An 18,286-nucleotide genomic window follows, 5' to 3' on the forward strand; every position below is an offset into this window, starting at 1 on the left:
CAACCTCCGTTCAATTTTTCTTTTTGACCCAGGCAAACGCACGTTCACTGCCCGAATCTTGTATCACATAAGACACGCCTTCTGGAACCATCCTATCTGGTGCCACAGCTAACATGCCGTAATCTGTTCGAACTTCCGTATCTGCTGCTACCGGATCCAAGGGAGAGATGACCAGCTTTAACCGATCCAACTTGTACCCTTGATTTACCAGTGAAGCAACGGCCCTATCTATGCGTGCTCTCATCCCATAACCGGCGTATGATTGGCGTACCTCAATGGCCATTCGTTCCAATTGGGTGAGCTTGTCCGCATCAAGTTGTTCAACAGCACGCGAGAACAAGGGGACGTATCGGAATTGATCCTTCACCTTGGCTGAATAAACGTATCCGGCAGGAGGTTCATCGTCCGCCACACTAGCCCCCAGCTCCCCGCAGCGTTTAAGCCCCAATAAAATGTCACCTATGGGCCGTTCCATATGCCAGCGCCCGCCCGGAACCCATTCACCGTTGACTTCTACCTGCCGGGGAACGAATATCGGTATACCGCGATTCGCCACTTCTTGCTTGTTCAACCATCGGTGTAGTGGATTCATTAGCGTTCACCCGCCTTTGCCGCCTGCGTAGCTGCGGCATTACGCATCATTTCTGCAAACTCTTCATCACTTGGACCAGAATCAGGGTTTGTATCATTTTGAACAATCGGGATTTCAGTTTTTCCGCCCCCGCCGCCGGAACCCTTTCCGCGTTTTGCCTTATCCGAACGCATCTCTAAAACCAAAGTACCGAATTTTTCCCTGAACTTTCCGCCAGAAAGCACATTTTTCCTCCAAAACACGCTTGTTGGTAGCCAATCCATCACATCACGAATGAGATTCTTATCCTGCTGCCCGTCAACTTCGACCAGCAGCCGGAAATCATCCGCCCATGTCTGCATGTTCGACCGTTTCGTCAAATGCGCGATTCCTTCAGCTTGCGCGAATCCATCAATTTTTCCTTTCAGGTAATTCGCCATTTTTAGAAACGGGCTGTTTTCGTCGTATTCCGGCTTTTTTCGAGACCCTTTTTTCCCGGTTTTCCCTTTTACATTTTTCCCCGTTTTTTGGCCTGAATCTTTCGGCTTGGCTGGATTTTCGGCGTTCGGTTCGGATTTCGGGTTTTGATCTTGATTTTGGTTTTGTTGTTGGTCTTGGGGTATATCTTCTTTAATTAATTCTTTATCTAACTCTTTATCTAATTCTTTATATACCGGGACAGGGGGTGGACGTCCTTCGTCTGTCCCCGGGATGTCCCTAGGTATGTCCCCGGGGACATCAGTCTTTCCCGCTGCTTCAGCTGCCTTTTTAGCAGCAGCCATTTCACGCTGTTTTGCCTTTTTAGCAGCAGCCTTTTTCCGGCTTTCAAGTACCTGTCCGCCAATGTTATGCCAATTCAAAACCTCATACCCATCAAGGGTTTTCCCTATATAGTTAGCCTCGACAAGTGCATTAAAAAACACTTCGGGATCACCTTCAAAATGAGCAGCGTCTGCCAAATCAATTGGCTCAAAATTGCTTATGTTCCCATCGGGGGCCCAATCCATTGCCCACCACCAAATCATGTGTAGTGACCCCACTGCCCGGGGTATATCCAACCCTGTCAAACGACAGAATTTCTTTGTCTGGGGGTCCCTATCAGTTGCCTGATAACTCTTAATCCATAACATCTATGCTGTTCACCGCCTCCTGCAAATGGACTCACTCAGGACAGACATGCGACATCCCAGATACGTCCCCACACTGTCCCCTGCTTGTCCCCGGGGACATCCTAGGGACATCCAAGGGACAAGGTGCGCCCTATTTCCAATGTTCTTGACCCTCTCCGACTATGTAGTAAATGTAAAGCTTCGCTTGCTTATCCACTTTCCAAGCTCGGCCTTCTCTCGTTTCATCTGCCCAGTTGTGGCATGTTCCTGTTGCTGTCCTAGGGCCGCACAAAATAACAATATTCCAAGGGGATTTACCAGACCCATACTGACTTGCATTGGTCATATGGCAACGTTCGAACCAGTGTTTGGGTCTACTGCACCCGCAACGTTCACAACGCGTGTAGCCCGCCTCGCCAGCTCGTCTATAAGCCTCCGTATCAACCTTCTTGCTTATTGAAGTGTGTTGTCTCTGAGTTGACTTGAATCGCCTGTGGTTGGGTTTAGGCGTAGGGAGAAATTCGAACTCAGCCATGTACTCCGCCTCCTGTTATATGCATCTCGACCCGTACCCGAAGGCGCAGCTCGTATATCTTCTCTTTTACCGAGTCAAGTTCGTTCTTCCAATACATCTTTTGTTCCAAAGCGTCTGCCTCAATCATGCGTAGTTCCGCTGTGGCCTGTGCTGCAGCCACTTCTTTCTCACCGCGCTTGGCTCTTGCTCTGGCCTCAGCATCCAAATTGTCCCTTAGTACGTGAATCTTTGCGTGATCCCCGGTTTTCTGTGCCGATACACGTCCCATGAGCATATGGGCATCAGTTAGAAGACGGACCTTCTCAATCATTCCGCCTGGAGAGTCTTCGTCGTACTGATCAGCCTGTTTCCGTAGCCGCTTAATCTGCCTTACATATTCATCGATTTCATCTGCTTTGGTTCTCGACGTGTTCAATTCACGGAGATAATCGTTTATGCCCACCGCATTACCTCCTTGTGTTGTTAATTGAATTTTGATATGATTGCCGTAGAATTTTTTTAAAAAGTGAGTTACTTAATGACTACGCGGATCAGGCGTGGTCATTTTTTCGTTGATAAGGGCAATGTACTCTTTACGATGACGCTCGTTACAAAATGTCAGCTTTCCTGCTTGGACGTAACATTCTCCATACTCAATGCGACGAAAGCATAAAGGACAGTTTCCAATATGACTTTTGGGTTTCTTCTTGGTGTTTGATACAACTGGACCGACTTCTGTTTTTCGAATTTCCTCTTCAATCTTCTTCCTGTCTGCATGAAGCTGTTTAAAGAGCTTTTCGTCTGTTGCATCCAGAATGTTTCTGCAAAGCTCATTATGCTTGTTGCGTAAATCTCGACGTTTGTCCTTCAACTCTTTACCTCCCTATATCCAAGTTCTACATTCCTCTGTTCCATCACTTCGTTACGCTTTCCAGTACCCCGTTGCTTTGAATTTCATTTCCTGAAATATGCTAAAATGTTGGTGTCCTATCGTCGTCGTATCAAGGCAGAACCCTCCGGGCGAATTGAGCGTGATGTGTCTTCTTCTTTTTCTTCTTTAACAACTCTGATTTCTCCATACGGTTAACGGCCGCTATGGAAGAACGTGATTTTGACCATGTCGCCTTAGCTATGACTGCCAACGTGTCACCCCACACGGTAAAACGCTGGCTGAACGGAAAATTCGAACCCAGACACAAGAACTTGGCCCGATTAGCCGACGCTCTTGATGTTTCTGGAGATTACCTGTTAGGCAGAACCTGATTTATACTTAGCCCGGGGGGTTCTGTCTTGATACGACTTCAGGGCGACTACTATCTCCCCCTTATTCAGTCTCTTTGTTGCAATCCTCGTTAATTAGGTACTCAAGAGATTCATCAAACCAATTCGCTGTTTCTGGATAATCAAATTGCATCTGCTGAAGGATTTTAATACGCTGCTGCAACTGCTGATGTATTGGCATGTTGTCCACTCTCCTGTATTCCGAGATCCTGCTTCAATTCAGCAATTTCCTTATCAAGCCATGCAATACTTTTCGAACTCAGGTCTCTACTTTGCCGAAACTTTACAAGACTTTGTAGATGAACCCAGGCGAACCAATTAATCGATTCCATTCAGTAGACCCCTTTCTTCAGTTCATACGCGTTCCAACACATTGTTACCGGCACAATACATCGTTTCTTATGCTGCTATTGGGCTCTTTCTTCTTTCCTGTAGTAATTCGCCGCTCTCTGTTCAGCTCTCCAAGCTTCCAAATCAGCAAGACGGAACTTTATTGTTGGTCTTCTTGAACCGGTTGCCCCGTATCGTTCATGGGGGATTCTTCCTTCCTGGCACATACGGTAAATCAGTTTTTCTGAAACACCTATGTGCTTTGCTGCTTCAATCACGTCAAGCGTTTTGTCTATTAGCCCAGAAAACTCTGCTTTAAGCCTTTTCTCAACTATGGCCACTTGCTCATTCACGATAGACCTGATCGCATCTTCAAGAGCGGTTAACATTTTATCCATACCAATTCTCCTTTCCAACTGTGCTATAATGCACTTTAGATATGGCCTCTTACCAGATCATCAACGGTACATCCAAGAGCATTAGACAGTTTTACTAAAGTCTCCGCGTATGGACCTTGTTTTTTCTTTCCGATGCTGTAAAGGGCTGATACGGCAACTCCGCTTTCTTTGGATAGGCGGTAAATTGTCCATTCCTTCTTATCAATCAACCTTTTAATATTTGCTTCGATTTCCAACCCCATGTGATCACCTCCTGAACACATATTATAACTCTATGGTGTTATATACAATAAGCGTTATAACCCAAAAGAGTTACAAAATCCGACATTATCTCCCGTTTACTTTGATTCGCTTGACTTATCTCTCTTTTCTGTTTTATTATAACTTCATAGAGTTATAACACATTAGAGTCATATATAGGAGGCCATTTAGGTGGATTTAGCAGAAAAGATATTAGAACTAATGGATGAACAAGGTATCACTAAATACCGACTCTCTAAAGAAACTGGTGTCTCCTATACAGGTCTTACTAAGATTCTTTCTGGACAAACAAAGCACCCTCAAGTTGATTCGCTTCAGGCAATTGCAAATTTTTTCAGTAAACCACTCGATTACTTTATGGATCAGGAAGAAGAAAAGCCGTCTCCTGATTGGGCTACTCCCAAAGATCTAGCAGACATTAAGAAAATTCTTGAAGAAGATCAACCCGTCTTGTTTGATGGAGTGCCGATCACAGACGAAAAACGACAAAGAGCCATGGATATCCTTACTGGTCTACTCTGGGAAGCCAAAGAACTGAACAAAGAAACTTACGGACGTAAAAAAAAGGCAAACCCTAAAGACAAAGAGTAGGTGAACCCATTGGATGACATCATTCAGAAGCTTGTTCGTAGATTCAAAACAAACGATCCTTTTGAAATAGCCAAAGGTCTGAACATATTAATTCGTCACGCGGAGTTGGATCCTGGAACTAGGGGGTTTTACTATAGGCGGTTACGAAGGAGATTTATTGTCATTCACAATGGATTGTCTGAAGAGTGGCAGCGTGTAGTATGCGCCCATGAGCTTGGGCATGATCGACTTCATTCAGGTTTAAGCCAATTCTGGATAGATGAACATACATTTTTCAACATGGGCAAATATGAAAGACAGGCAAATCTTTTTGCCGTTAAACTTTTAACCCACTCCACAGAACGAATTCCTGGGGAAACCCAAGAAGCCTACCTATTACGTTGTGGAGTACCGAGGCAACTGCATCATCTCGAAATGTAACTTTGCGCTTTCCAGCCGCAAGGCTGTTTACCATACATAAAAATAGAACTGATGTTCGGAACGGAGGAAAAGAAGTGGCAAAAGGAAGTATAGAAAAACGAGGGGAAAACAAGTGGCGACTCACAGTAGACTTGGGGTTAAACAATGACGGTAGTCGTAACCGCCCACGGAAAACTATAACTGTCGAAGATAAGGCGCTGCTGAAGACGACAAAAAAGCTTAAAGATTTTTTAGATGATGAGCTGGCCAAGTTTAAGCAGGAAGTTCTTAGCGGCAGTTACATCGCTCCCTCCAAACTCACGTTTAAAGAATTTTACGAAAATGAATGGAAGCCCAAAGACGCCGAACCACGATTAAAGCGGACGACGTTCTTATCACACTGTTCTAAGATTGATAATCATGTATTACCGGTCATTGGGCATTTGAGGCTTGATGAGATCACCACAATGAGGCTTGTAACGCTTTTTAACGATTTACGGAAGCCTGGTGCCCGAATTGACAAAAGGGGCGGTAAAGAGACAATCAGCTCTCGTACAATTCAATATATTTATGATGTGACCATGAGTATCTTCAAACGTGCTGTTGAATGGAAAGTTCTAAATGAGAATCCATTAGACGGTATTCAGCGCCCTCAGATCAGCAAGGAGGATAAGAAAGCTCGAAAGGATAGAAAGAACTTTTTCGAAGAAGAAGAAGCTACAGAGGTTATCGACACATTAATCAAAAGCGATTCTCACTGGAAGCTTTACTTTCTAGGAGCCATAATTGGAGGCTTCAGACGAGGGGAATTAATCGCGCTGGATGAAGATGACTGTGATTTTGTAAATAACCGATTGCGTATCGACGAAAGTATTTCACATACGCAAAATGGACAGGCCGACATCACAGACACCAAAAATGAAGCATCTGACGATTATGTAGACATGCCCCAATGGTATATGGAGCAGCTAGCAGCCCATATTAAGGCAATGCGCAAATTACGATTTGAAGCAAAGGCACAAGGAAAATGGAAAGGCGGCGATCGGAACTTCGTATTCCACTCAGGTTCGGGAAAACCTTATTACCATACATCGCCATCCCAGCAATGGAAAATTTGGTGTGAACGCAATGGATTCCGGAATGTGTCCCTACATGGGCTGCGTCATACAAATGCAACCTACTTACTCGGTCAGGGAGCATCCATAAAGGAGATCCAGCATCGGTTGCGACACTCTACATCACAGGTAACTACAGACACATATGCCCATGTCACCAAGAAGTTAAGCCGAAAAACAACGGCACACCTAGACGTATTCGATCCAAAAGTTCGTCCCCAATCCGTCCCCAGAGAGGAAAAATCCACTCGTTCACTCTAATTTAGGCAGCCCTTTTTTTAACTATAAAAAAAGAAAAACCCCTTATGCAGTAAGGGATTTTCAGGGTTTGTATAATGCCGAGGACCGGGATCGAACCGGTACGGTAGTCACCTACCGCAGGATTTTAAGTCCTGTGCGTCTGCCAATTCCGCCACCCCGGCATATGTATGTATTACTTCATCACTTGAGGCGACAAGAAATATCTTATCATAGGATTGAACATTATGCAACATATAATTTATTTTTTTTAATACGACCATAAAAAAAGTGAAAAGGCACTACCAGCGTCAGCTGGCAGTGCCTAGAAAGTCCGAGTTGCGGTCCCGGACTTTCTATAAACCATCTATATTAAGGGAGGTGTGAGATCATAATACCGCCCCAACATTAAAGAAACCTAAAATCAGGCTTAAATTAAACTAAAAAGTTGCAAGAACCTTGTTCTACGCATCTTCCCCCTTCACAATCGGTGCAATGCGGGCAGCATCCTCCTCACTGCATTCCACCACGATAAGGAAGTGATCCTCAAGAAGCCACTGCTCATAATACTGAGCATCCTCTTCAGCAATGCCGGCTTCTGCCAGAGTAAGAACGAGATCATCCGTTTCTCCTCCAATTTCATTACCAGCCAGTCGGCGAACCGCTTTGCCTGCAGAGATCGTCTGATCCATGCGTTTTCCCAATGCTGCGAGTACACCCTTGAAGACGCCGAATGCACCATTTGTACCAGCACCCTTCAACGGTTTGTCCAGACCTGCCTTTTCGCTGATCAAATCAAGATCCAAATGCTCCTTCGCCACAACCCCCATCGCTTCCGCTTCTAACCCTGCTTCCTTGAGCTTATTAAGCATGATAATCGCTTCGTTCTCCGTTTGAACCAGTCCAACCAATAATTGTGTCATTCCGTTCCCTCCCTATTAGGACATGTTATAACCCAAAACGTTAATCCGTCTTGGCATCAAGGCTTTAATCAAACTATCTATTTCATAAGTCAATTCACCTAAACCTGAAAGATTTATTTCTTTTCTGGAAATCCATACCTAGTTCTGATAGACTAGATAAAGAAGCCAAATTAACCATTGAAATTATTGACATATTAAGCAACCATCTCATAACCAGGAGCAATGTCTTATGAAAAAAGAGGTAGAAATTGCCATTCGTCGTAATCAACAAATTGTTGTTCGCAATAACAGCGGTCAGACGGTGACCGGATTTCCCGAGCGTTCTGCTGACTCATCCATTCTTACCCTGCGTACGGTCCAGGGAAACCTTTGGATTCCTTTTGATGAGGTTGAGCAGGTTACCCGCCTACTGAGTATCCGTTCCCATCATATGAAGGGCCTGCAGTTGAGTATTGCAGATCTATAGCTCTATCGCTGATTAAAACCAAAAACCAGACCCTCTCGGGTCTGGTTTTTGGTTTGTTCTATGGGTCTAAATTTTTAAGCTACTTCACAACAAACTTTACCCGTGTTCCATCCGGATATGTACTCAGCTGATTGCCAACCCATGAACCCGCTCCGCGGTTGTCCTTGGGCGTAATGTACTCGATATCTGCATTTGACCCGCCTTCAGCACACATGGCCATGGGCCACTCATCCCGATCCTTCCCTTTCTTCACGGGTACACCCTTGAGTGACAGGTCACGATTGGCTTCTGCGCCCTCACGATCAATCGTGCATACATCCGAGTGTCCTGCCTTGATGGCGTCCTTGATATGCTTCGCCGTCTCCGGATACCGATCAGAGGGAAAGGTGATGGTGTGATCCACACCCTGACTGCTCCCTTTAAACGGGGATGGCAGATCCAGCGGCAATTCTCCCTCATACCAGGCAAAGACAGCCAGAACCACCAGCGTTACCAGCGTAATAAACGATTTCTTCAGATTGCTCCAGCCTTTGTTTTTCTTCTTCCTTGTGCGCTTCCTCTTCATGCTGTCTCCCCCGTTCCCTCTTGCATTATACCAGAACGTTCGTTCGTGAAACAATACCAAAAAGACAGTCCGTAATACCACGAACTGTCTTCTTCCCGTTTATTCTTATGAACCGCTTGTTATCCCACATGCGGGATAACCTGCTGCCTTAACAGGGGTAGTGTCACATGGAAATGCGTTCCCTGCCCTGGTACACTCTCTACAGCAATGTCCCCCTGCATCAATTCAAGCAGTTCCTTACAGATGGCCAATCCCAGTCCACTGCCACCAAATCTGCGGGCATGAGACACATCTGTCTGGGTGAATGCCTCAAATAATTGATGTAACTTCTCCTCAGGAATCCCGATTCCCGTATCACTTACGGTAAATAACAAGGTAATGGAGTCGCCGTGCTGCTCCTTCACATCAAGCTGCAGTAACACTTCACCTTGCTCTGTGAACTTGATCGCATTGCTCAACAGGTTATCCAGTACCTGACGCAGACGCAGCGGATCCCCGACCAAAACATCCGGTACCTGCATATCGGCCTGACAGCGCAATTGAACCTTCTTCTGTTCAGCCGCAGGCTCGTGCGTTCTAACGATCTGTTGAATGAGCTTGAGGGGCTGAAATTCGATCTGTTCAACTTGCATCTTGCCGCGCCCGAGCTTCGCCATGTCGAGACTGTTATTCACAATATTGAGCAGGGCTTCACCAGACTGACGGGCAAGGTCCAAGTATTCTTCCTGCTCCTCACTGATTTCACCCATGCTCGTTAACTCGATCATGCCCATAATTCCATTGAGCGGTGTGCGCAGTTCATGATTTAATTTTCCGATAAACTCCAGGTGTCCCCTGCTGTTCATCTCCGCCATCCTGGCCGCCCTGCGAAGCTGCTCTTCGGCATATTTCCGTTCAGAGATGTCATATTGGATGCCAACAAAGAAGAGACACTGTCCCTCATCATCAAATATAGGATCAATGTTCAATTCGTTCCAGAATGGTTGACCACTTTTGGTATAGTTCAAAATATCAACTTTAATGGACTCCTGCCGATTAAGCGCCTTACGAATTTGGCTTACAGTTTCGGGATCCGTGTCCCTGCCCTGAAGGAATCGGCAGTTCTGTCCAACGACTTCTTCAAAGGTATATCCTGTCAGAGCAGTGAACTGTTCATTGACATATATCAATGGCTGCTCTGATGAAGTTGCATCGACCACAGTTACGGAAGATTTAAGCTTGGATATTAAAAACTCCCACTGAATGGGTATGGAGTGCTTATTTTGGATGCTCATGCTTCCCCTCCTGTTTTCTTGTGGTCCGTTGCATCAAATAAATATATAATTAGAATGATAACAAATGGGTCTTGGATCAATCGAAATCAATATATTTAATTGTAACACATTATTCAAATGATGTGGTTTGTGGGTAAAATACGCTTAACTCACACCAATCCGTCAGGAGGAACACATCATGAAATTTCTGTTGATTGTTATTATTGTTATTCTGGTATTATATTTCTTCACTAGACGCAGACGTCGTTAATTTCAATCCGGGTCATGCAAACAAGGAAGGAAGATCGGGCATGAGAACCCTCTTTTTTATTTTCATGACACTTTGCATTATCAATCTCTGTTTTCCCAAATTCGGATGGTATCTCCGTTATGGATGGATTTCCAGAGGAGAGTCCGAACCCAGTAAGCCTTATATGACGTTCACCCGCTTGACTAGTTTGGTTATGCTGATTATTGCTTTTACACTCGCATCAGCTTGAAGAGCATATACTTATGAAGCAGTTGTCCATCTGGATCACTGCTTTTTGGGCTATCAATGAACAAAAAATGATAATTTTATTTGTGGTGCATTGCCCTCCATCCCTTTACTATTAGTATTGTTATTCAGCCAAGTACTGAATATATATGAACCTAGAAAGGGCATCTATGCATGAACATCATATTCTACCCATACTGGGCTGCAAAGACATTCCTATCCTTTATTGATGTATTATATATCATGGTGATCACATTACTGGTCTATGGACAGACTGGATCTGTGCTCTATGCTGCACTATTTCCTTTCATTCAGATGATGGCACGAATTGCATCCGCCTTAAGCTCTCCCTGGCTTGTGGGACGTTTCGCGGTGACCAAACTGCTTATTGGCATTCCTGCAGCAAAGACGCTAATATTCACCGGCATTGCCATATCACTTACTTACCTGACTTTACATATCCCGGTCTTACTGGCCGTTATCGCCGTTCTTTCCTTACTGGAGGGCTGGGAGTCTCTGGTGCTTGATACCATTACCCCTCGCCTTGTTGTACTAGACGAAGAGCTCGTAAAAACGAAACGCCTGATATCCTTCTCCTGCCAAACTGCAGCCATTGTTGGATATGCGATAGCCGGTTTGGTTGTCAGTCACTGGGGAGCTTTAACGACATTCTGGACGGCTGCAGCCATGTCATGGGGCAGCTTGACGCTTATGGTCGCCATCGGTTTACTATTGGACGACACTGCTAAAAAGGAAGACCTCAGACATCTTGAACGTCCTAAACGAAATGTCCTCCGGGATGGTCTGTTATTGACTGGAGCCTTCGGCGTGTCTGCCCTCTTGTTTGAATGGGTTGCGGATGAGTCGGGAATCTGGCTGGTCTATCTCATCGGAGGAGCCGTGCTAGTTCTTTCATTTATATTTTCTTCCGGAGTAATTCAAGCACGCCAGCAGCGCCGCTCGATCCGAGCGTAAGCATTTGGGAATAAATTAAAAGACGAGCAGATCTCTGCTCGTCCCAGGCTGTTCCGAACATTGGCGGAACAGCCTACTTTTTAACCATATGCACTGGTCGGTTCATTATCTAATCTAACGGGTAATCGGTGAGCGGCTTGCCTTGCTTGTAATATAAAGTCGGGGACAGGATGTTGAAGAAAATATGAGCATCAGAAAGGCCTTCGTCTGCCAGAATACCATGGATGGAAGATGCAATGCGATTGTGAATTTCCTGATCACGCTGGAACATCAGGATCTCAATCGAGGCTGGAGATGGGGTGAGAGCTTGTACATCATAACGCTCTGCCTTCAATCTTTCTCGGGGAATATTACAAATGAGAGCCATCTGCTCCGTAATCCGGGGGACAGTTTCCTCCAATTGATGACCTGTGAATCCTCTAAAGCGAATAAACGGCATTACGATCCCTTCAATCTCTAAATTTAGTCTCTTATGTGATTTTAAGCACATTGTTTTCGCTTGTCAAATGCATGGCTCGCTGATACTGCTGACTTCTCTTATATACTTAGGAAAGGCCCCGCTGAGATCTCAGCAGGGCCTTGAATGATCCTTCCATTCTGTTACAAGGTACGAATTAACACCAGAACGATTTCGTGATGATGACGAGCAGAATGAAGAGTACCAGAATTGCAGCAGTAGAAGTACACATACCGTATCCTACTCCACCAACATTGTTACAACCGTATCCAACTTGACTCATTTGATTGGCCTCCTTTGAATTTCAAGGTATGCCATAACATATGCCAATTCAGCACGATTGACCGGGCATATCCCCAATCCGCTGCGCCCAATCCGAATTAACTATTCCAGGCAAAATACACTGATATTCAAGTCAGCTGCCATCCAGTCCTGCCCCGTCCTCACTGACTTCAGGTCAACAATTCGGGTCCGAGTATCGTCTCTCGATTCGATCAAAATATCGCCACTCGGAGCGATGCAGTAGGCTATTGGAATACTGATGTCCGAGTCCCGATAAGCTCCATCAGCATGGCTTGTCCCCATGATCACGCACTTCTCTGCGATCGCAATCTGCCGCGCCTCCTCCAGCCATTCCGCATATTGCTCCTCACTGAACATCCCAACACCGATGGAATGCATGATCAGATGAATCTGCCCATCAGACTCCTTACGAAAACCCTGCCGCACCAATTCGTCACACAACAGAGTACCGATAACCCAGCCATCCTCCTCAACCGTAGTGGCAGGTGTGTATTTAGCCTTTTCAAGCACGATGTCTCCTGCCTTATTCATAATGATGGCTCGATCCTTGGGTTTCTCATCCAATCTGCGGTGTCCGGACACAATCATCGTTTCATACGTTGCAGCCAACCTACAGGCTTCTTCCACATTCTGATTCAGATAACCCTCTGGATACAGCACAATATCCACATCAGGATTGGATCTAAGTTCCCTTTCCAATTGGTCAAGGGCTGGCTCCAGTTTCGGTTGTCCAATCAGGATTTTCATTTCACGTGTCCCCCATTCATGAATAAAAGAATAACGATCAGCTTTCCAAACTTTGAAGCAGCGAACGTGCTTCTTCATGATCAGGCTCCATCACAAGTACTTCTCGGGTGTAGTTCAGGGCTTCGTTTTCGAGCTCCAGCTCATAACAGCACACGGCCAAATCGTATAATACTGCCGAACTGCCCTTCACTCCATCTGCTTCCAGAGCAAGCTCAAGAAAATGTTTCGCGTCTTCATACATTCCCATTTCATTCAGCAATTGCCCTGCTAGAAATGCAATGTCCCCCATATGGTCCATTGTGTAATAGGAGGACCACATGATCTGAATTCCTTGCTGGATATCCAACATCTCCTCATCACTTGCCTCAGGAAGAAGATCAGAGATTCTCTGGGCACTATGTATCAAAAATTCGGCATCATACCTGCCCAAACGCCAAAAGGGCAACAGCTGCTTGAGTTCCATTCTGCTTAGCTGATGGTCGAACCATTCTTTTATACTGAAAAAGTCGTCTGGTCCAAAACGCTCAACCTCTCGCAGATAGGCCAGTCTTATATTTACGTAGCTCATTGGCTCTTCTACCATCAACATACATCCGATATTCAGATCTTTGTAATGATGTGATGTAAAACGAACATGTGCTCCGCGCTGCTCAAAAACATGTTGAATGGCATGATAGTTCGCCGTCAACGAGAAGCTGCCATGAAGAACAAATTCAGGCGGCTCCGCAAACTTCCAATGATCCAGTCGATGATCCCCTTTATCAGCTGTAATTAGTACAAACCCGGATTGGGATAATGTCTCCAGCCGTTCCAGGCAAGCAAGTCCCGCGGCCGGGAACAAAATATGGGAGTCTTCCAGTTCTTCCTGATATAGCGATATGACATCTCGATACGGAAAGTCTGGTTTACTGTACTCTGGTGCCGGACGATACGCATAACTCAGCTCCATGTTTTTCAACATTTCATCAGGCTGAAGATTTGTTGAAACGCCGGCATTCGATATCATAACATCACATTCGAAGATCTGCCCTTCACCAACATATATCAATTCTTGAGGAATACTATCAAAGAAGTAGTTGGCAATAATCAGTATGGGCTGACCCAGCTCACCCTGGCGAATAACCGTACCCGCTACCGTCAAATTTAATTCCGTGTCCTGCATGGCATCAAATTGTGCAAAATCAAGCAATCCCTGCTCGATCAGTGGTTGCATGGACAGATGATTCCTCCACCCCGTAACATTGTCAGCAGCAAGATCCGTCATTACATAACGAAAGGATGGCAGCGTTGTTGCAGCATAGTCCCTGAGCTCGCATAGTCTGGTCACAATTTGAAAAGCCAAGCGTCCTACGCCAGCACCTAGCTCAAGAATGGTTACCGTCTCTGATGTCTGTCCCTTGGCAGCCAAGTCTTGAAGGAAACCAAAGATCATTTCCGCATATGCAGTCGCAATCATGGGGTTGCTTGTAATGTATTGCGGAACCTGATTATCCGTCCAGGCCTGCAGCCCTTGCTGCTCATAATACGCTCGCTGCCATTCCCATACCGGAGCCTCACTGAAACGGAAGCGCTGTCCATCATTTTCAATCATGTCATCTAAAACCCGCTTTCTGTCCATAAATTCATTAGTTTTCATTATATCATAAGCCTGACACAACCCGAGAAATTCAGTACTTGCCCATTTATAAAAAAAGCCTACCTTATCAGGCAGGCAGTGATGACCCCAAACTTCTTCAGTCTCGGTCATCATTTAAAAGCTCTATTGAACTTCAGCAAGCAGGTACACGATTAGTCGGAGTACAATGCTCCATCAAAGTTCTCTGGACCTACACGAATGGTACCCAGCAAGTTCGAGCTGATAAAAGCGGTGTACGTCAGTTGCGGAAGAACTGGCGGGTTGTAATCATCCGCGGAGAACGTAATAACCTGAGGTGCCAGAACGCTCAAGTTGAACGTGGACGTTGCGGAGTAAACAATCGGATCCGTTGGTGCGGTACCACGCACTACCGTAATTGTGATTCCAACGAGTGCCAAGGGAAGCTGCACGGATACCGTACCTTTCATCTGCACACGCGGATTCGCTCCCATGCCGGCTGTCGTCACCAAACCAATCTGTCCAAACAATTGCGGCGTATTTACCACAAGAATAGGAACAGCTATGGAGTTAGCCAAGCTGGCATTCTGCGAGGTTCTCGCATCAATAAATTGACTCATGAAATCTACCTCCTATGGTTGGAATAGGATAGTATATGCGAGATGATAGAAATGGCATGGACAGACAAGGATTTCTGAAAAAAAAGGCACCTCATCATGTACTGCTTCCACCTTGATCAGACCCACATTTGAAACGGTTCAGGAGGATGTCCATGATCGTTTTGAGCGAAGACCAGACAGCCGTCCGGCTCATCTAATTTTTACCGTGTTTAATCCCTCGATAGTATGATTAAATATGATAATGACAGTTTAGGAGGTGACTCTTATGTGCGGCAGATTTACCATAACGGACCCTTTAGAGGAATTAATGGACAGGTATATGGCATCCATAAGTGATGACTACGAATATCAACCCAATTATAATGCTGCACCCATGCAGTATATCCCAGCCATCATTGGAAGCAAACAAGGAAACCGTCTGGGCTCCCTCCGCTGGGGCCTCGTCCCTACGTGGGCCAAAGACGACAAGATCGGAAATAAAATGATCAACGCACGGGCAGAGACATTGGACACGAAGCCTTCATTTAAACGCCTCATCAGCTCCAGACGCTGCATTATTCCCACGAATGGCTTTTATGAGTGGAAGAAGGAAGGGACGCATAATCAGCCTCTCCGTATTCTGATGAAGGACGAACAGATCTTCTCGCTCGCTGGATTATACGACACTTGGGAAGATTCCGAAGGCAACAAATTGAGCACATGCACCATTATTACTACTGAACCAAACGAACTGATGGCAGACATACACAATCGGATGCCTGTTATTCTGCACCCACAGGATGAAGAAGAATGGCTCAACCGAAATCATAACGACGTTCCTTCCCTGCTCGCGCTTCTGAAACCGTATAAGGCTTCCGAAATGAGGGCCTATAAGGTGTCCAGAGATGTGGGGAATGTCAAAAACAATTCGGAAGAACTGTTGAAGGAAGTTGACTAGCAATAGCCACCCTTTTCTATAAGTTAATCGCCACATGAAAAACAATACTTGCAAAATAGGACAGAAAAAAACCCTTGCTGCGCAAGGGTTTTAAGAGAATGGGCCCTGAGGGACTCGAACCCCCGACCAATCGGTTATGAGCCGACCGCTCTAACCAACTGAGCTAAGGGCCCTAGACATAATGTATAACGTGCAGATGATGGCTGTGAATCATCCAAGTAAAACTAAATTGCGGGGGCAGGATTTGAACCTGCGGCCTTCGGGTTATGAGCCCGACGAGCTACCGGGCTGCTCCACCCCGCGTCAGTAAAATATTAAAACAGCGACTTAATTAATATACACTATCCCAACCTAATAAGTCAAGGGGTAATGTCAGGGAATAAAACGAACGCCATATCTTCCTCTTTTTGAACGATATACTTCCACTTCTGCTGGCTCATTATGACCGTAAATCCACCCGTCCTGCTCCATACGTTTGGCAAGACACCCTGCTTGAAATTTAGTTGCATATAGCTTGCTGAAATATACCCAGCGCATCCTTCTCTTCCTTTCCGGAGTTATGATTCATCTCTGCTGATTGTAGAATACCCCATTTCCCAAAAAAATAGCCGCCAGAGGTTAAAAACTCCAGCGACTATTTGGTCTATGCCAATATCGGAACTGCCTACTTCCTTGTTAAGGCTTAAAACGTGGCCTTGGGATCTTTCTTTAACTTCTCTAACATTTCATTCCCTTTGGCTGCCCACTCACCAAGTGCTTCTTTTGGCGTCTTCTTGTTCTCAAGCACCTGAGTGAAGTATTCCATGCCTTTCTCGCTCACTTGCCAGAGGCTAGGCATTTTTTGATACAGATTATCCAGATTGGTATTGGTAGGAGGCACAGGCTTCAACGTATAGAACGCCTGGATATTGTAATCCAAACCGTCCTTCGGTTTAATGAAGCTTTTGCGGGATACCATCTCATAGCTGCTGCGTGCCTTAATCTTAGCCCAATCTTCACTGTTCATATATTTGATCAATTCCCAGGCATCATCCGGATTTTGAGCGGAACTATTGATCGCCATCAGGCTGCTGAGATAGATATTACCACCAATTTCAGGCGCTTCCGGATGTACTGGAGGGGTTACCACGTCCCAGTCCACCTTGGTGAAGCCTTCCATTTTATCTGCATTTTTGTTTGCGTCAATTAATTGGTTGATGTAGCTGTAATCCCCAATAACCATAGCAGCCTTGCTGCTCAGGAACAGATCACCTTGAAGCGGATTATAACGTCCGTTCGGATCCTGATCCTGAGGTTCGTCTCCTTTAGGGATCACTTTATCGATAGCAAGCTTGCTGATGGTACTCCATACTTTCTCCCATTGCGGCGAATCTACGGTCATTTTCTCTGCTTTGTCATCAAAGATCTTCAATTGCAGAGCGCTGTAATATTGCTGCATGGTGTAGTAAGGCGAACCACCCTGGTACGTGGAGAATGAGAACCCGAATTCGTGATCTTTTCCTTCACCTTTGGTCAGACGTGTTGCCAGGTTGAAAATATCATCCCACGTCATGTTATCTGTAGGTGGCTCTACGCCTGCTTTTTGGAACATTGCCTTGTTATAGAACAGTGCTGACGAGGAGAAGGTCGGTGTCAGCGCATAGATGCTCTGATCTCCCAGATCCTTGATGCCTTCAATAACACTTGGCACAATATCGCTGGTATCGAATTTATCCTCCTGAATCAGTGGGTCCAGCTGTTTCACCATATTCTCCTGGATGAGCGATTTAAGCGTAGCCGTGTCAGCCACAACGACATCCACAGGATTATCGCCAGTCATGATTTTCTTCATGTTTTCCAGACTATCCGGCATTTCCTGTTGTTCTTCCTGAGTTCCATAGCCATACATGCTGCCCTGATCTACTGCAGCCACCACTTCAATCGTTATATTCGGGTGTGTCAATTCAAATGCATCTGTAAACTGCTGACGGAAATAGCTGTCATCCTGGCTTCCCCACAATGTAGCCACACGCAATACACGCTGCTCTGTATCCTTGGCCTCACTAGCTGTACAGCCTGCAATCAGCGGCAATGCCAGACTGGCTGTAGCCAGCACAGCAAGCACACGTTTTCCCCAAAACCTGTTCTTCATCTCCCAATTCCCC

At 45.6% G+C, this 18,286-nt stretch carries 25 protein-coding genes and 3 tRNA genes; 8 read left to right on the forward strand and 20 right to left on the reverse strand.

The genetic code is table 11. The features are described from left to right. Positions 1 to 10: 10 nt before the first annotated feature. The 4 genes from GUA98_RS16440 to GUA98_RS16455 form a co-directional block, all read right to left on the reverse strand. Positions 11 to 571: a hypothetical protein gene (locus GUA98_RS16440; RefSeq protein ID WP_227779722.1), complete on the reverse strand. Its 561-nt coding sequence runs from the start codon at positions 569 to 571 to the stop codon at positions 11 to 13. Positions 572 to 591: 20 nt separating this feature from the next. Continuing rightward, positions 592 to 1,596 (reverse strand): hypothetical protein, encoded by a 1,005-nt coding sequence (locus tag GUA98_RS16445; RefSeq protein ID WP_193723797.1) that lies wholly within the window; start codon positions 1,594 to 1,596, stop codon positions 592 to 594. Between the two features lie 611 nt (positions 1,597 to 2,207). Further along, positions 2,208 to 2,657 (reverse strand): hypothetical protein, encoded by a 450-nt coding sequence (locus GUA98_RS16450; protein ID WP_193723798.1) that lies wholly within the window; start codon positions 2,655 to 2,657, stop codon positions 2,208 to 2,210. Positions 2,658 to 2,729: 72 nt separating this feature from the next. After that, positions 2,730 to 3,065: a hypothetical protein gene (locus GUA98_RS16455; RefSeq protein WP_193723799.1), complete on the reverse strand. Its 336-nt coding sequence runs from the start codon at positions 3,063 to 3,065 to the stop codon at positions 2,730 to 2,732. Positions 3,066 to 3,271: 206 nt separating this feature from the next. Here GUA98_RS16455 and GUA98_RS30295 point away from each other — a divergent pair, with 206 nt between their 5' ends. Then, positions 3,272 to 3,457 (forward strand): helix-turn-helix domain-containing protein, encoded by a 186-nt coding sequence (locus tag GUA98_RS30295; RefSeq protein ID WP_400346376.1) that lies wholly within the window; start codon positions 3,272 to 3,274, stop codon positions 3,455 to 3,457. 164 nt (positions 3,458 to 3,621) lie between these two features. Here GUA98_RS30295 and GUA98_RS16465 read toward each other — a convergent pair whose 3' ends face one another. The 3 genes from GUA98_RS16465 to GUA98_RS16475 all read right to left on the reverse strand — a co-directional run bounded on the left by GUA98_RS16465 (position 3,622) and on the right by GUA98_RS16475 (position 4,445). Next, on the reverse strand, positions 3,622 to 3,807 hold the full coding sequence (locus tag GUA98_RS16465; protein WP_193723801.1) for a hypothetical protein: 186 nt from the start codon (positions 3,805 to 3,807) through the stop codon (positions 3,622 to 3,624). A 75-nt stretch (positions 3,808 to 3,882) separates the two neighbouring features. Continuing rightward, positions 3,883 to 4,203 (reverse strand): helix-turn-helix transcriptional regulator, encoded by a 321-nt coding sequence (locus tag GUA98_RS16470; RefSeq protein ID WP_227779723.1) that lies wholly within the window; start codon positions 4,201 to 4,203, stop codon positions 3,883 to 3,885. Between the two features lie 35 nt (positions 4,204 to 4,238). Then, positions 4,239 to 4,445 carry a helix-turn-helix domain-containing protein gene (locus GUA98_RS16475; RefSeq protein ID WP_175397639.1) on the reverse strand — a complete coding sequence of 69 codons (207 nt, stop codon included), beginning with the start codon at positions 4,443 to 4,445 and terminating at the stop codon, positions 4,239 to 4,241. A gap of 190 nt (positions 4,446 to 4,635) precedes the next feature. On the opposite strand from GUA98_RS16475, the gene GUA98_RS16480 reads away from it, so the two are divergent. The 3 genes from GUA98_RS16480 (at position 4,636) to GUA98_RS16490 (ending at position 6,830) form a co-directional block, all read left to right on the forward strand. Further along, positions 4,636 to 5,055: a helix-turn-helix domain-containing protein gene (locus GUA98_RS16480; protein ID WP_193723802.1), complete on the forward strand. Its 420-nt coding sequence runs from the start codon at positions 4,636 to 4,638 to the stop codon at positions 5,053 to 5,055. 9 nt (positions 5,056 to 5,064) lie between these two features. Beyond that, the gene (locus GUA98_RS16485) at positions 5,065 to 5,475 is read left to right on the forward strand and encodes an ImmA/IrrE family metallo-endopeptidase (protein WP_193723803.1); all 411 of its coding nucleotides are present in this window, start codon (positions 5,065 to 5,067) and stop codon (positions 5,473 to 5,475) included. A gap of 74 nt (positions 5,476 to 5,549) precedes the next feature. After that, entirely contained in the window at positions 5,550 to 6,830 is a 1,281-nt protein-coding gene (locus GUA98_RS16490; RefSeq protein ID WP_193723804.1) for a tyrosine-type recombinase/integrase, read from the forward strand. A gap of 75 nt (positions 6,831 to 6,905) precedes the next feature. Here GUA98_RS16490 and GUA98_RS16495 read toward each other — a convergent pair. Beyond that, positions 6,906 to 6,991: transfer RNA gene (locus GUA98_RS16495), tRNA-Leu, on the reverse strand. 279 nt (positions 6,992 to 7,270) lie between these two features. Continuing rightward, the gene (locus GUA98_RS16500) at positions 7,271 to 7,729 is read right to left on the reverse strand and encodes a general stress protein (RefSeq protein WP_153979394.1); all 459 of its coding nucleotides are present in this window, start codon (positions 7,727 to 7,729) and stop codon (positions 7,271 to 7,273) included. A 229-nt stretch (positions 7,730 to 7,958) separates the two neighbouring features. Here GUA98_RS16500 and GUA98_RS16505 point away from each other — a divergent pair, with 229 nt between their 5' ends. After that, on the forward strand, positions 7,959 to 8,195 hold the full coding sequence (locus tag GUA98_RS16505) for a hypothetical protein (RefSeq protein WP_153979395.1): 237 nt from the start codon (positions 7,959 to 7,961) through the stop codon (positions 8,193 to 8,195). Positions 8,196 to 8,274: 79 nt separating this feature from the next. Here GUA98_RS16505 and GUA98_RS16510 read toward each other — a convergent pair whose 3' ends face one another. Both GUA98_RS16510 and GUA98_RS16515 read right to left on the reverse strand, forming a co-directional pair. After that, positions 8,275 to 8,760, reverse strand: coding sequence for a NucA/NucB deoxyribonuclease domain-containing protein (locus GUA98_RS16510; protein ID WP_153979396.1), 486 nt, complete (start codon positions 8,758 to 8,760; stop codon positions 8,275 to 8,277). Between the two features lie 119 nt (positions 8,761 to 8,879). Beyond that, the gene (locus GUA98_RS16515; RefSeq protein ID WP_193723805.1) at positions 8,880 to 10,034 is read right to left on the reverse strand and encodes a sensor histidine kinase; all 1,155 of its coding nucleotides are present in this window, start codon (positions 10,032 to 10,034) and stop codon (positions 8,880 to 8,882) included. A 290-nt stretch (positions 10,035 to 10,324) separates the two neighbouring features. Here GUA98_RS16515 and GUA98_RS30300 point away from each other — a divergent pair, with 290 nt between their 5' ends. Both GUA98_RS30300 and GUA98_RS16520 read left to right on the forward strand, forming a co-directional pair. Then, positions 10,325 to 10,513, forward strand: a complete 189-nt coding sequence (locus GUA98_RS30300; protein ID WP_095290179.1) for a DUF6199 family natural product biosynthesis protein — start codon at positions 10,325 to 10,327, stop codon at positions 10,511 to 10,513. 170 nt (positions 10,514 to 10,683) lie between these two features. Next, positions 10,684 to 11,484, forward strand: a complete 801-nt coding sequence (locus GUA98_RS16520; RefSeq protein ID WP_193723806.1) for a hypothetical protein — start codon at positions 10,684 to 10,686, stop codon at positions 11,482 to 11,484. Positions 11,485 to 11,593: 109 nt separating this feature from the next. On the opposite strand, the gene GUA98_RS16525 is transcribed toward GUA98_RS16520, so the two are convergent. The 5 genes from GUA98_RS16525 to GUA98_RS16545 form a co-directional block, all read right to left on the reverse strand. Beyond that, the gene (locus GUA98_RS16525; RefSeq protein ID WP_095359425.1) at positions 11,594 to 11,923 is read right to left on the reverse strand and encodes a DUF1904 family protein; all 330 of its coding nucleotides are present in this window, start codon (positions 11,921 to 11,923) and stop codon (positions 11,594 to 11,596) included. A 175-nt stretch (positions 11,924 to 12,098) separates the two neighbouring features. Then, positions 12,099 to 12,224 carry a sporulation protein YjcZ gene (locus tag GUA98_RS16530; protein WP_095359426.1) on the reverse strand — a complete coding sequence of 42 codons (126 nt, stop codon included), beginning with the start codon at positions 12,222 to 12,224 and terminating at the stop codon, positions 12,099 to 12,101. Positions 12,225 to 12,325: 101 nt separating this feature from the next. Further along, on the reverse strand, positions 12,326 to 13,069 hold the full coding sequence (locus GUA98_RS16535; protein WP_193723807.1) for a hypothetical protein: 744 nt from the start codon (positions 13,067 to 13,069) through the stop codon (positions 12,326 to 12,328). Beyond that, positions 13,029 to 14,582, reverse strand: a complete 1,554-nt coding sequence (locus GUA98_RS16540; RefSeq protein ID WP_193723808.1) for a tetratricopeptide repeat protein — start codon at positions 14,580 to 14,582, stop codon at positions 13,029 to 13,031. The genes GUA98_RS16535 and GUA98_RS16540 overlap by 41 nt, the downstream gene beginning before the upstream one ends. Positions 14,583 to 14,779: 197 nt before the next feature. Beyond that, positions 14,780 to 15,205, reverse strand: a complete 426-nt coding sequence (locus tag GUA98_RS16545) for a hypothetical protein (RefSeq protein WP_153979400.1) — start codon at positions 15,203 to 15,205, stop codon at positions 14,780 to 14,782. Positions 15,206 to 15,470: 265 nt separating this feature from the next. Here GUA98_RS16545 and GUA98_RS16550 point away from each other — a divergent pair, with 265 nt between their 5' ends. Next, positions 15,471 to 16,142, forward strand: a complete 672-nt coding sequence (locus tag GUA98_RS16550; RefSeq protein ID WP_193723809.1) for an SOS response-associated peptidase — start codon at positions 15,471 to 15,473, stop codon at positions 16,140 to 16,142. Between the two features lie 99 nt (positions 16,143 to 16,241). Here the strand turns inward: GUA98_RS16550 and GUA98_RS16555 are convergent. The 4 genes from GUA98_RS16555 to GUA98_RS16565 form a co-directional block, all read right to left on the reverse strand. Next, positions 16,242 to 16,315 (reverse strand) — tRNA-Ile (locus GUA98_RS16555). Positions 16,316 to 16,371: 56 nt separating this feature from the next. Continuing rightward, positions 16,372 to 16,445 (reverse strand) — tRNA-Met (locus GUA98_RS16560). A gap of 56 nt (positions 16,446 to 16,501) precedes the next feature. Beyond that, positions 16,502 to 16,651 carry a hypothetical protein gene (locus GUA98_RS29620; protein WP_227779796.1) on the reverse strand — a complete coding sequence of 50 codons (150 nt, stop codon included), beginning with the start codon at positions 16,649 to 16,651 and terminating at the stop codon, positions 16,502 to 16,504. A gap of 173 nt (positions 16,652 to 16,824) precedes the next feature. Further along, positions 16,825 to 18,273, reverse strand: a complete 1,449-nt coding sequence (locus GUA98_RS16565) for an ABC transporter substrate-binding protein (protein ID WP_153979402.1) — start codon at positions 18,271 to 18,273, stop codon at positions 16,825 to 16,827. Positions 18,274 to 18,286: the final 13 nt, after the last annotated feature.

Origin of the sequence: Paenibacillus sp. P13VS (assembly GCF_015143645.1) — a bacterium.
In the GTDB taxonomy this organism is placed as follows: Bacteria; Bacillota; Bacilli; order Paenibacillales; family Paenibacillaceae; genus Paenibacillus; species Paenibacillus xylanilyticus_A.